Here is a 12,443-nt window from a genome sequence, read left to right on the forward strand (position 1 = left end):
CCCAATCAAAACCCCAGCCGCTGGCCCTGCTGCGGGAAAACAAACCGCACGCCCAGCCCATTGGCCGCCCCAAGCTGCCGCTGAACCAGGGCCTCATTATCGGCCGTGGGCTTACTGTGCGTGACAACTACCGGCAGCCCACGCAGTGCCTTGGGACCAGTGAGCTGCGCCAGCACATCCAGCTCCTGCAGCAACAGCCGGGGCGTGAGGTGGCCGAACAGCTGGTTTTCGGGCTGCTCGTTGGGGTACGAGGCTTCGATGAACAGGGCCTTCAGTTGCCCGCGCTGCACCAGCGGGGCCACCGCCTGCCACAGCGCCCGTAGCAGCCCGGACTTTTCCAGGGCATCGGCACCGGTGTCGCCCAGGTACAGGAGGTAGCTGCCGCGGTGGCGCAGGAGGAAAGCCGCACTTTCGTAGCCCGGGCCGTGGCTGAGCGGGAACACGCGCACGAATAGGTCGGTGCCGGTCAGGGCCGTTTCGGGGCCGGGCGCCAGGGGCTGAAACATGTACTTACCCAGGGCAGGGGCCGCGCCGCCGGGGCCGAAGTTGGGCCAGGCCTGCCAGTTGAAGTAGCTTTTCTGCAGGGTTTCGAGGCAGCCGGTCAGGCCGTAGAGGGGTTTGCGGGCGTCGTCGGGAGCATTGAGCAGCAGGCCGGCCACGTGGTCGAGGTGCGGGTGCGAAAGGCAATAGCCCCGGATGGAGTCGCGCAGGATGGCTTCAACGGGCGCCCGAAAAGCGTTGGCAGCTACTGCCCTGACCAGGCCGGCGCGCACGGTGCCGGCGTCGAGGCCGATGTAGGCAGAAGTGCCGGCCGCAGCCACCAGGTAGCAGGAAAGGTTGCTTTCGTCGCCGCCACCCCGCACGCCCAGGGGCACTACGGTGAAGGCTGTTTGGGCAGGAACTGGGAGGGCCAGCAGCCACAGCACCAGACAAATCCAACCAGTTCGTTTATAGCTCATGGCTGATTCCGGGAGGTTCGGTTTGTGAACAGTCTCTTCAGCTCCTGTTTGGCCTTGCGGTGCCCGGCACCAGCCGCTTTGCCAAACCAGAAGGCTGCCCAACGGTCGGAAGCCGCCACGCCTTCACCGGACAGATAGCACAAACCCAGGTTGTATTGGGCCTTCCTATCCCCGTTCCGGGCCGCTTTCCGGTACCAGTACACCGCCTGGCTGTAATCCTCTGGAACTCCCACACCCAGCATATAACAGTAGCCCAGGTCGCGCTGAGCCTCTGCATCTCCGGCCTCGGCGGCCCGCCGGAACCATGATACCGCCAAAGGCAGGTTCTGCTCCACTCCATTTCCGTTCCGGAGGCTAAACCCAACGTTGTAGGCCGCATCAATATGCCCTTGTTCCGCCGCCTGCAGAAAATACTGGTATGCCTGGTGCAAATCGATAGGTACTCCTCTACCGTGCTCGTAGCAAGTGCCTAAGTAAAATAACGCGCGTCTATGCCCCTGTTTCGCCGCTGTTTCCCAATAGTGCAGCACCTTTTCCCAGGTCACCGGGCGGAGCCGATGGCGGCCAAAAGCCAGCCGGTAGCCGAGCCTAAACAGGGCATCAGTATCCCCGGCATCAGCCTGTTTCTGCAGATAGCGCGTGGTTTCCATTACTACCCTCCTCTTTCAGTCCACCCTGTCTTCGTCATTTCGAAGCGTACTTCGCCGCTGCTGGTGCGGCCGGTTTCCTGCCAGCCCTGGCGGCGGTAGAATGCCTCGGCGCGGGTACCGGGGCTGGTGCTGAGCCAGATGGTTTCGGGGGTTTGTTGGAAGTACCAGTCGAGCATGAGTTGGTGCAGATGACTGCCAATGCCGCGCTGGTCGAAATCAGGATGCACGAACAAGGCCCAGATACTGTGGTCCTGCAGATCGGCAATGGCAAAGCCTGCCACCGCTCCGTTTACTTCGCACACCCAGCCGCGGCCCCGGCGCGTGAGGTAGTCGAGGTAGTGCGCTTCGGTGACGAGGGCGCGGTTGCGCAGCACGTTTTCGCGCACGGCAAAGCGCACTGCTGTCAGCTGGGGAATGTCCTCGGGCCGGGCGTCGCGGAAAAGCATGGGGGTTTAGGTAAACTGGTCGTCGCGCCAGTCATGCAGAAGCGTGACGCGCTATGAATGACGAACTGCTAATTAACTGAGCTCATACGGGTAGCCAATTTCCTGCAGGTCCGCCGCCAGCTGAGGCCAGTCGGTCAGCTCGTTGTTGAGGGCCAGCGCGGTGGCTTTCGTCAGGGGCTCGTGGCGGTAGATGCGGGCTACGTCTTCCGGCTCGATAGGGTCCCGGTCGGTGTCTTCGAGGTAGTACTCGTTGGCCCAGTCGGCGTATGTTTCGGGCTGGCCGTCGAAGATGAACAGCAGCTCGTCGGAGCCATCGTCCTCGTCTTCAATCAGGCCGGTTTGCCAGCCGTGGGCGGGCGTGTACCACAGGCAGGACGTGGTACCAATGGAATTCACCGGCTCCCCGAACATGAACTCTTCGAATGCCTCGGGAAGGCCGCGCGTCACCTGGGCTTTCTCGGGCTGGTCGTACCCGGCCAGAAAGCCGTTGATACAGCAGCCCTCGGGCCGGAACAGCACCAGCAGCTGGTCACCTTCCCCGTCGTTCAGCTCAAACAGCTGCTCCTGTAAGTCCCAGAGCGGGTCGTAGGTGTAGTAGCGGTACTCCGGGTCGGGCGAGTTGATGGCGTCGAGGGCAGCCAGAGCCTGGCAGAGGCGCTGCAGGGCGGGCGCGGTGGGCAGGGCGGCGTAGTGGGTGGAAGAAAGCATGGCAGCGGCTTCAGCAAACAAACGAATGCGGCCCGCACCGGCGGCCCGCCGCCCGCAAATTGCCGATTGCCGGGCCGCCGTGCAAGCCCCAACCCGAACCATACCTTTTTCCGGCGGCGTCCGTATCAGTGCCCGATTGTCCTTTTTGTCGGAACTTGCAGTTGGTTTTACGACCCCAGGAGGCGCTACGCTGAAATTCCCACGGCTTTGCTCTACTCCTTTGCTTATGTCTTTTTCTCCCCGCCGGAGCCGCGCCGCCGTTAGCGCGTTGTTTTTTCTCAGTGGCCTGTGCTTTGCCAGCTGGGCTTCCCGCATCCCCGATATCCGCCTGCAACTGGGCCTTTCCGAAGGGCAGTTGGGCCAGCTGCTGCTGGCTATGCCCCTGGGTTCCCTACTGGCCTTGCCCCTGGCCGGCTGGCTCACCGATACCTACGGCAGCCGCCGGGTGGTGCAACTAGCTTCGGCCCTCTACGCCCTCTCTCTGCCCCTGCTGGGCTTAGCCCCTACCACCTGGACGCTGGCCGCCGTGCTGGTTTTGTTCGGCAGCGCCGGCAACCTGCTCAATATTTCCGTGAATGCCCAGGCCCTGGAAGTGCAGAAAAGCTACGGCAGTTCCGTCATCATGGGCTCGTTTCACGGTCTCTGGAGCCTGGCCGGCTTTGTAGGCGGTATAGTAGCTACCTGGCTCGTAGGTTGGCACCAGCCGCCGCTCGTGCATTTTGCCGGTATCAGCGCGGCGCTACTGGTGCTGCTGCTGGTCGTGCGGGGCAGCTTACCCAAGCCTACGGGGCACGCCAGCGGTACCGGCTTTGTGTTGCGCATGCCTGATGGGCAACTACTGCGCCTGGGGCTTATTGCCTTGTTTGGGCTGCTCTGCGAAGGGTGCATGTTCGACTGGAGCGGGGTGTACTTTCAGAAGGTAGTGCAGGCCGACAAAGCCTGGGTCACCAGCGGCTACGTGGCCTTCATGAGCACTATGGCTCTGGGCCGCTTCGGCTCCGATTTTCTGACCAGCCATCTGGGCGTGGCACGGGTGCTGCAATTGAGTAGCGCCCTTATCTGCCTGGGGCTGCTCACGGCGGTGCTGTTTCCTGGTTTGCCCACGGCGCTGCTGGGTTTTCTGCTGGTGGGCTTTGGCACCTCGTCTGTAATTCCGCTTACCTACAGTGCCGCGGGGCGCGTGAAAGGTATTTCGCCGGGCGTGGCGCTGGCGCTGGTATCCACGGTAGGTTTTTTCGGATTTCTGGCCGGCCCGCCGCTTATCGGGCTGTTGGCCCAACTGTTCAACCTGCGGCTGTCCTTCGCCTTCGTAGCCCTGATGGGAGCGGCCATCGGTCTCCTCGCCATCGGGATGCCTAATAGCCAGGAAGCAGAACCCACGCCGCTTGAGCCAACCCCCGAGCCCCTGGCTGAAACTGCGTCCACCGGGCTTCTACCCAAGTAATTCAGCCCTGATCCAAGCCTGTCGAGGTGCGTGCTCAGGCTGGGTTGTGCTGAGGGTGAGCTGGGTCGGGTCACGGGTAAAGCTAGCCGGACTCTTTTGCCATTGGGCGCAGACGAATTCGTGTGGTGTCAGGCCACGCAGTCGCTTGAGGCGTTTGGCGTGGTTATAGGCCAGCAAAGAGGCTTGCAGGTGCTCGTTGAGCTGGGCCGTGGTCTGGTAATGGTAGCGCTGGACGGTGGCCTCTTTCAGCGTGCGGTTGAAGCGTTCGACCTGGCCGTTGGTCCAGGGGTGCGCGGGTTTGGTCAGGCGGTGTTCCACCCCGTATTCCCAGCAGATGCGGTCAAAGCTGTGCCCGCCGGGCAGGAACTGGTGGGCTCGCGGGGTGAACTGCACACCGTTATCGGTCAGTACCGTGTGCACGTTGTAGGACAGCTTGTCGAGCACCCGGCGCAGGAATTATGAGTTAGAAAACTGCCAAATCATTCTAATAGCCTATTTATATCAGGAACTATCGCAATAAAAAATATGACTAAAACCTTGTATATATTTTTATATAATAATATATTAGCTTTCAGAAGGGCGGCCAGTGTCCTTCTTTTGCTCTACTCACTGGTTATCCTATTGCATGCTTATTACCTCTTGCAGGGCTCTTAAGGCCTTGACAAGAAGGTGTGTCTTTTCCTGTAGTAAATTCTATGGGATTAATCTGATTACACCATCAGTAATAGTATGTGTATGAAGCACTGCTTACTTATCCGCAACTGTATTCTTGCTGCCTGTGTCCTATTCAACTGCACTCTCGGCCAGGCACAATCTAGTAGCTCACTACAAGCGGGCTTGGTCACTTGGCTACAGTTTGATGAAACGGGAGGCTTAGTTGCGACCGATGCTTCTGGCAGTGGCCACTCGGCGATAGTAGATGGCAGCGCTAATTGGTCATCAGGAAAGGTAGGGCGCTCTATATGGCTCACCAACCAAGCCTCTGTGCGCATTCCTATCGCTTGGCAGCCAGCGGCCTTTACTATAAGTTGGTGGGTATATGTTGCCCCGAACACTGTCACAAACTATTCACAAGCTATCGGTACAGGCATAGCCTCTGATGGAAACGCTTGGGACGGAGGTTTTTTCTTTCACGCCTCTGTAGGCGGGCAGGTATTTATTGGTACTGACATGGGAACCAGACTTGAGTCTCCCTTTGGCATCAATCAACTACCCGCTAGTACATGGGTGCGGTTCAGCTTCACCTATAATCGAGGGGAAGCGGCGCTCTACCGCTCAGTGGCAGGCAGCGCCACTACCCGTATTGCCTACCGTGCCACGGGTATGACTATGCCTACCGCGTGGAAAGACCTATACATCGGCTCGCCTAACCCACTACGGACAGAATTGCGTGCCACAGGATACTATGACGATCTGCGGGTATATGATCGGGCTCTGTCGGCAGCTGAAATAGCGCAGCTGGCGACCAGTGTTGCCACGGTATATACACCAGCCGCAGCCGCAGCTGACAACTTGGATAAAAACTGGAGCTATAGCCGTTCATATGATGGGAGTGGAAGTATTGTCTCGGAGGGGAAGCAGTTTATGGATGGTATGGGGCGGCCAACCCAAACACAAGTGAAAAGTCAGACAACTAACCATATTCTTGCAACTCAGACTGTTTACAGTACGGGTGGTAAACCTTTGCTATCCACCCTCCCTGCTCCGATCGACAACAGCCAGTTCGCTTTCAAAAACAACTTCATCTCTCCTTCCACCGCCCCCGGCACTACATATGCTGCTACAAATTTTGAAGGTTCGAATGCCGCCAATCCATCTGCTGTGAGCCAGAGTACCCTTGGATCTGTTGGATATTATTACAGTGCAAATAACACTCTGGAGCCTTTAACGGCCACAACACAATATCCCTTTAGCCTTACAGAAGAGTTCAGCGGTCCTTTAGGAGGTGTGAAACGAGCCACCGGCCCGGGCGATGCACTCCGCATGGGACTGGGTCGGGAAGTGAGGGGCCGGGAGTTCCCCGTACTCAATGAATTAGACCATTATCTAAGCCTGCGCCGCCTGTATACGGCGGGTACACCGGCCGGTAGTGCCCTACGGCTGCAAGGGGAGAAAATGGTCAGTATAAATCCAGATAGTACCGAAAGCATCACGTTCCGCAATGCCGATGGTCAGGTGGTAGCCACATGCCTGAGTGGGCCGCAGTATCCAGGCCTGACGCTCACTGGCACCATTCATTCTGATCCGGCCAATACGAGTGGTATTCCTCAATTTCAGGATGTGCATATACCAATGGCTGGTCGCACGCAATTAACAGTAACAGGCACCGGTAGTCTCAAAGTAGTCAATCTATTAACGGATGCAGTCAGCACATACAGCGCGCCGTGGCCTACGATTTCGCTGAGCCCGGGCTTTTACCGGCTAGTTTCCATCAGTGACAATCAAGCATTCAGCTACTTGGCCCATTATGGGGAATTTAGCTACTGCTATTATGATGATGCGGGGCGGGTAGTGGCCACGATTGCCTCGAAAGGAACGAACAGCAGCAACTTGTTACGTAACCCCGGCTTTGAGCAGGAGAAAACCGGTACCACAGCCGCTAGCGGATGGGTGAGTGCCAATAACAATGCCTTCACCGAAACCCGCGCTGACCGAGCCCCCCACAGCGGGCGGTACTATGGCTGCCATTGGGGTTCAACCGCCTATACTACTACCTCGATTCAGACGGTAACCAACCTGCCCAATGGCTCTTATACCCTGCGGGCCTGGGTAAAGTCGACCGGCGGGCAAACGTCGGTGCTTATGCTGGCCCGCAACTTTGGCGGTACGCAACGGCAGATACCTATCCCGACTACCTATGAGTGGGGCAACTGGACGCAAATTGAGCTGACGAATATTGCCGTGACGGCCGGCAAATGCGAAGTAGGATTCAGCTCAAACGCGGGCACCAATCAATGGATCTATTTTGATGACATAGAGCTGGTTAAGCAGAATGACAGCTCCCAGCCTACCTACGTCACCCGTACCACGTACGGCGGTGACGGTGCCGTACTGGCTACCGAGAGCATTGACGAAGGGCGGACAGAATATGTGTACGCCCGCGATGGACGGATCCGCTTTTCCCAAAGTGCCTTGCAACGTGCCAATGGCCGCTTTTCCTATTCCAACTACGACGGGTTCGGCCGGGTAGTGGAGTCGGGGGAATACACCATGGCCACTGACCGCACCCAGGGCAAGCTGTTTGAGAATCAACTGCCGCAGGTATTTGCCCATGAGGCCGAGGCAGCAGGCACCAAAAACGCGACGGTAGCCACCGCCAATGTCGGCTACCGGAGTACGGGCTACCTGACGGGCCTGACGGCTACCGGCAAGTACGCGAGCGTAAGCACGGCTTCCCTGGCCGCAGGCACGTACCCAGTGCATGTTCGCTACGCCACCAGCACCACCTCCGGCTACCAGGTGCTCAGCCTTTACGTCAATAACGTCTTCGTATCGAAAGTCCAGTTTCCGGCTACCAGCTCCCTGACAGGGTGGGAAACCACTACGCTTTCCCTCAACCTGTCCAGTGGCGTCAACACCATTAAGCTACAGGTTGATAACGGCGACACCGGGGGCGTCAACCTCGACTACCTGGAGTTGCACCGGGAACGGATAGCCGCGGCCAACAGCGTGCTGGCTCTTGTGGAAGACCGTACCGCCAGCGGCGGCCTGGATGTGGGCCGCTGCAGCCAGCGCAACCAGGTATGGTACGATGAGCCCGTGCTAGTGAATGGGCAAGCCGACCCAAAGCTGAATGGCAGACAGCAGGATTTTCTGCTCGGTGGCGTGGCCAAAACCACCAATGGCACCAGCACCACTTGGTACAGCTACGATGAGTTAGGTCGTCTTATCTGGATGGTACAGGACGCCCCGACGATGGGCACCAAAACCGTGGATTATACCTATGATCTGCTGGGCAACGTGCTGGAAGTGGCGTATCAAAAAGGTCAGCCTGACGCCTTCTACCACCATTACGAGTACGATGCCGATAAGCGCCTGCGTAGCGTGTACACCAGCCCCGATGGGCTGGCCCAGAACCGGACGCTGCAGGCCCGCTACTTCTACTACCTGCATGGCCCGCTCAAACGGGTGGAGGTAGCTGACCGCTTGCAGGGAATTGATTATACCTACACTGTGCAAGGCTGGCTGAAAGCCATCAACAATGCGGAAAAGCGCCTCGACCCCGGCAAGGATAATCCAACCACCAATGGCACACTGAAAGATCTGTTCGGTCTGCGACTCGACTACTTCAACGGGGATTATGCCAGCCGCCAACTCACGGCTCCTAACCTCAGCAGCCCGGCCAACCAGAACCAGACTTTCTACGCGGGGCTAGTACGCGCCAGTTCCTGGCACACAGCCGCCGCGCCTAATGTACATGGTTACGCGTACCAATACGATGCGAAAGGCCAACTGCTGGAATCTGACTATGGTACGCTGACGGCTGGCACCACGCTGAGTCAGGAAGCAACCCGAAAATTCTCAGAGGGTAACCTGAATTATGATGCCCACGGCAATATTCTGAGTTTGCGGCGCCGTGATGGTGCCGGCCTGGCGACGGACGATTTCACTTACCAGTACGCCGCTAATACCAACAAGCTCACGCGCACGGTGAACGGCGCCGGTAATCCTGTACTCAGCTACGAGTACGACGAGAGCGGCCAGATGACCCGTGAAACCGAAGCCGGCAAAACCGACCGTTTCCTGAGCTACGACGTGGCAGGCAAGGTGACAGGTGTGTACACCAACGCGGCCCGCACTACCCCACTGGCTTTGTACACCTACGACGACCGGGGCTACCGCCGCTCCAAGGCCGTGTATGCTGCCGGGGTGCTGCAAAACACCACCTACTACGTAACCGATGCCCAGGGCAACGTGCTGAGCACCTACGAGCAGGCCGCCGGCCAGGCCCTGCAGCTAACCGAGGTACCCCTCTACGGAGCCAGCCGGGTAGGAACCATTACCCGCGTGGAGGACAACACCCTGGAACCGCGCTACGAGCTGAACGACCAGTTGGGCAACGCCCGCGTCGTCTTCCGACGGCCCAAAACCAAAACCTTCCAAGCCACGATGGAAACCGCACAGGCCAGCCAGGAAGAAGCGGACTTTACCAATGTGGCGGCTACGCGGTTTGCTTTCTCGCCCAACCGCCCCGGCTCTACCGGCACCTCCGTTTCACGCCTAGTGGCCGCGCAAGGTGTTACAACTGGCCCGGCCAAAATTCTGGACGTGCAGAAGGGTGACACCGTTAGTTTCTCAGCCTGGGTACGGTTTAGTGTCCCTACTTGCCCTACCTGCGGTAACCGCTCAGCCATCTTGGCGGCGGCCACCGTAACGACCGGCACCGTGGGCAATGGCCTGAGCCGCGGCGCCCGCGAAACCCTGCGCCACCCCGGCAAAGCCTCCCAGCTGCTGAGCCGGGTAGGCGTGGGCCTCACCTTCACAGGCCTAAGCAAGTTGCTGCAGCCCACCAAGCCCACGGCCGGGGTGCTGGCCTGGCTGCACTACCGCCTCAAAGACGAGCAGGGCAACACCGTCTCCGACCAGTACGAGCCCTTCGTGGGCACCCAGGCCGATGTGTGGCAACAGCTTAAGCTGGGCGTGCGCCTGCCCCAGACCGGCAAGCTGGAGCTCTCCGTGGAAAGCAATGACCCTACCCGGACGGTGTATTTTGATGATGTTGTGCTGGAACACACGAACAGCACCATCGTGCAGGAGCAGCACCAGTACGCGTTTGGTACCCCCATCACCGGCCTGAGTTACGCGGTAGGCACGAAGAAGTACCGCCACGGCTACCAGGGTCAGTACGCTGACAAGGACGACGAAACCGGCTATGATGCCTTTGAGCTGCGTCTCTATAACAGCCGCATTGGCCGCTGGACATCCTACGACCCGGAAGGTCAATTTCACTCTCCCTACGTGGGTATGGGCAATAATCCGGTTTCTGGCGTTGATATTGATGGTGGATGGAGCTGGGTCGGATCTGCAGGTGGAGCATTAATTGGAGCAGGCATAGGTATGGCTATGGATCGTTCCGGAAGTAAGTGGGATGGGGCGGCGAAAGGAGCAGCTATCGGTTTTCTTGCCGGTGGAGTTTTAGGGCCTGACGTTGAACGCCATGGATCAACAAAGGCTGACAATATTGATTATGACATAAGCTGGAATATACCAAAAATAAATATTCCTGATGTAAACATCGAAGTTTCGTTTAGAATGCTAACACCCCTAAAAGAATTCGACACACAAGAACCTACTCCACCTATTTCTTACAACAGAGTAGTTACAAGTCCATATACTGAAAGCATAAGAATTATTAACACGGCTAACTTCAAAAAAAGTGCGTCTCATCCGGCTTTAGACATAAGAGCAAAAGCAGGTACACCTATAAGAAGTCCTTGGTCTGGTGTAGTTTCGCAGGCAGAGACAGCTGATTATGGGCAGTTCGTTATAATAAATCATACTACTCGCTACCATGGTCGTAAGATTACAACAAGTTATTCTCACCTCTCGAGAACAGTTGTTAAGCAAGGACAAAAGGTATCACAAGGTCAAATAATTGGATACACAGGAAAATATGGCACTGGCCCTCATTTACATTTTAAGGTCAGAGTTGATGGAAAGACCATAAACCCACTTAGCATTTTTCCTTTTGGATTATGAAACTCATTCTTTCAATCATAATTGCATTGCAGTTGCATTGCTATAGCAAGTCTGAAACCACAGAAAGCTATAGCCTAAATGGAAATCCCAAAAAAACAAGCCAAAGCAATGAAACATTTGAAGTGTTTTATAATAATTTCTACAGTAATAAAACTTTCCAATTATCTAGAATTATTACACCCCTAAAAGGCGAGCTAAAATATATAGATGAAAATGATAAGGTTGTTTTTGAAAAATGGAAAATAAACAAGGATTTTGAGGTAATATCTTATAGCAATCTTAAAAAACAGATGAAGAATATAAAGAAAAAAGTCACTACATCAAATGCGTATGCGGTTGAACAAATATGGATTCAAGACTCTGGTTTTACCATTAACAGGAAGTTTGAGAAAAGGAACGGAAAATGGTATTTGGTTTACTACAAATTTGAATATATATAATATGAAAACAGGCATTCATTTAAATAGATTGTTTTTCATTTGTGGCACTGCATTTTGTTTTCTTACATGCTCACAACAGAAATACACTTACATCAACCCCGTCAAGCTAGTTGATGGCTACCACGGCACAGCTCCCCACCGTCAACAATTGCTGACAGCCAACCAAGCCTGGCAAGCTAACCTTGATTCCTTAGCCCGGGAGCTACAGGCCCAACCTGCTGCTCAGCGCGCCGCTAAGGAGCAGGAACTGCTGCGCTACCGGGAAGCCGCGCAGCAGAAAGCCCAGGCCGAGGAGGCGCGGGTGCAGCAGGCGCTGCTGGAGGAAATCAATGCCTACATCAAGCAGTACGGCAAGGAGCACGATTATGCTTTCATCTTCGGGGCTACCAACCAGGGCAACATCGTGTACGCTGCCGAAAGCACCGACCTGACCAATGAAATCCTGGCCGGCCTCAACCAGCAATACGATGCGCAGCACCCGAGCGAGTAACTTACGCGGCGCGAGTGTGCTGGCCGGGGTAGCCCTCGGAGCCTGCTCCAGCCCGGTGGAAGAAGCGGCCTACCGGGCCTACCTGCAGGACCCCGCCCACGGTCTTGTACAGAGCGCTGAAGCTAGCGGTATGCACGTTCAGGCTACCTACCGCCCTGTAGAGCTTGTTCTGCACCAGGAGCTGGGTGAAAACGCAGCTGCCTCGGCCCGCCTGGATTCTCTGCGCCAGGCCTATGCCGGCAAAACCTACTGCACCCTCACCTTCTCCGCGAACGGTCAGGACCTGGAAAGCCACACGGCCAACCATGGTGGCGACATGGCCCAGACCGTGGCCTACCTCAACACCGGCATCGGGGCCGTTACCTACCTGGTGCCCACTGCCCAGCCCCATGATTCGGTGCCAGCACTATTGGCTAACTACTCACGCGGGTTCGGCACTACTGGTCACTCCACGGTGCTGCTCGTGTTCGATACGGCCCGCTTGCCCTTGCAGGATGGTTTTACCCTGGCCCTGCACGATACTTATCTGGGCGTCGGCTCCGCGCGCTTCCCCTTCAAGGGCGAAGATCTGGCTGACCTCCCCCAGCTTGTGCATTAACCTTTTGAA

9 protein-coding genes and 2 pseudogenes are annotated in these 12,443 nt (G+C 56.9%); 6 read left to right on the forward strand and 5 right to left on the reverse strand.

Features of this window, described 5'->3' with window-relative positions:
* Nucleotides 1-5: 5 nt before the first annotated feature.
* The 4 genes from LRS06_RS02425 to LRS06_RS02440 form a co-directional block, all read right to left on the reverse strand.
* The gene (locus tag LRS06_RS02425) at nucleotides 6-959 is read right to left on the reverse strand and encodes an MBL fold metallo-hydrolase (protein ID WP_257870015.1); all 954 of its coding nucleotides are present in this window, start codon (nucleotides 957-959) and stop codon (nucleotides 6-8) included.
* On the reverse strand, nucleotides 956-1,609 hold the full coding sequence (locus LRS06_RS02430; protein ID WP_257870016.1) for a tetratricopeptide repeat protein: 654 nt from the start codon (nucleotides 1,607-1,609) through the stop codon (nucleotides 956-958). Before LRS06_RS02430 ends, LRS06_RS02425 begins: the two co-directional genes overlap by 4 nt.
* Before the next feature lie 2 nt (nucleotides 1,610-1,611).
* Nucleotides 1,612-2,055, reverse strand: coding sequence for a GNAT family N-acetyltransferase (locus LRS06_RS02435; protein ID WP_257870017.1), 444 nt, complete (start codon nucleotides 2,053-2,055; stop codon nucleotides 1,612-1,614).
* Nucleotides 2,056-2,127: 72 nt separating this feature from the next.
* Nucleotides 2,128-2,763, reverse strand: coding sequence for a hypothetical protein (locus LRS06_RS02440; protein ID WP_257870018.1), 636 nt, complete (start codon nucleotides 2,761-2,763; stop codon nucleotides 2,128-2,130).
* A 226-nt stretch (nucleotides 2,764-2,989) separates the two neighbouring features.
* Here LRS06_RS02440 and LRS06_RS02445 point away from each other — a divergent pair, with 226 nt between their 5' ends.
* Nucleotides 2,990-4,207 (forward strand): MFS transporter, encoded by a 1,218-nt coding sequence (locus LRS06_RS02445; protein ID WP_257870019.1) that lies wholly within the window; start codon nucleotides 2,990-2,992, stop codon nucleotides 4,205-4,207.
* A 66-nt stretch (nucleotides 4,208-4,273) separates the two neighbouring features.
* Here the strand turns inward: LRS06_RS02445 and LRS06_RS02450 are convergent.
* A pseudogene (locus tag LRS06_RS02450) lies at nucleotides 4,274-4,663 on the reverse strand (integrase core domain-containing protein); the annotation flags it as partial.
* Nucleotides 4,664-4,942: 279 nt separating this feature from the next.
* Between LRS06_RS02450 and LRS06_RS25500 the strand changes: the two are divergent.
* The 5 genes and pseudogenes from LRS06_RS25500 to LRS06_RS02470 all read left to right on the forward strand — a co-directional run.
* Nucleotides 4,943-5,650, forward strand: a pseudogene (locus tag LRS06_RS25500) (LamG-like jellyroll fold domain-containing protein); the annotation flags it as partial.
* A 1,107-nt stretch (nucleotides 5,651-6,757) separates the two neighbouring features.
* Nucleotides 6,758-10,906, forward strand: a complete 4,149-nt coding sequence (locus tag LRS06_RS02455) for a peptidoglycan DD-metalloendopeptidase family protein (protein WP_257870020.1) — start codon at nucleotides 6,758-6,760, stop codon at nucleotides 10,904-10,906.
* On the forward strand, nucleotides 10,903-11,346 hold the full coding sequence (locus tag LRS06_RS02460; protein ID WP_257870021.1) for a DUF4348 domain-containing protein: 444 nt from the start codon (nucleotides 10,903-10,905) through the stop codon (nucleotides 11,344-11,346). Before LRS06_RS02455 ends, LRS06_RS02460 begins: the two co-directional genes overlap by 4 nt.
* Nucleotide 11,347: 1 nt before the next feature.
* Nucleotides 11,348-11,836, forward strand: coding sequence for an OmpH family outer membrane protein (locus LRS06_RS02465; RefSeq protein WP_257870022.1), 489 nt, complete (start codon nucleotides 11,348-11,350; stop codon nucleotides 11,834-11,836).
* Entirely contained in the window at nucleotides 11,814-12,434 is a 621-nt protein-coding gene (locus tag LRS06_RS02470) for a hypothetical protein (RefSeq protein WP_257870023.1), read from the forward strand. The genes LRS06_RS02465 and LRS06_RS02470 overlap by 23 nt, the downstream gene beginning before the upstream one ends.
* The last annotated feature ends 9 nt before the right edge of the window (nucleotides 12,435-12,443 follow it).

Origin of the sequence: Hymenobacter sp. J193 (assembly GCF_024700075.1) — a bacterium.
Taxonomy (GTDB): Bacteria; Bacteroidota; Bacteroidia; order Cytophagales; family Hymenobacteraceae; genus Hymenobacter.

Excerpts from the sequence above, each read along its gene's own strand:
- LRS06_RS02460 (WP_257870021.1), top strand. The coding sequence starts at position 10,903 with ATGAAACTCATTCTTTCAATCATAATTGCATTGCAGTTGCATTGCTAT.
- LRS06_RS02440 (WP_257870018.1), bottom strand. The coding sequence starts at position 2,763 with ATGCTTTCTTCCACCCACTACGCCGCCCTGCCCACCGCGCCCGCCCTG.
- LRS06_RS02425 (WP_257870015.1), bottom strand. The coding sequence starts at position 959 with ATGAGCTATAAACGAACTGGTTGGATTTGTCTGGTGCTGTGGCTGCTG.
- LRS06_RS02445 (WP_257870019.1), top strand. The coding sequence starts at position 2,990 with ATGTCTTTTTCTCCCCGCCGGAGCCGCGCCGCCGTTAGCGCGTTGTTT.
- LRS06_RS02430 (WP_257870016.1), bottom strand. The coding sequence starts at position 1,609 with ATGGAAACCACGCGCTATCTGCAGAAACAGGCTGATGCCGGGGATACT.
- LRS06_RS02465 (WP_257870022.1), top strand. The coding sequence starts at position 11,348 with ATGAAAACAGGCATTCATTTAAATAGATTGTTTTTCATTTGTGGCACT.
- LRS06_RS02470 (WP_257870023.1), top strand. The coding sequence starts at position 11,814 with ATGCGCAGCACCCGAGCGAGTAACTTACGCGGCGCGAGTGTGCTGGCC.
- LRS06_RS02435 (WP_257870017.1), bottom strand. The coding sequence starts at position 2,055 with ATGCTTTTCCGCGACGCCCGGCCCGAGGACATTCCCCAGCTGACAGCA.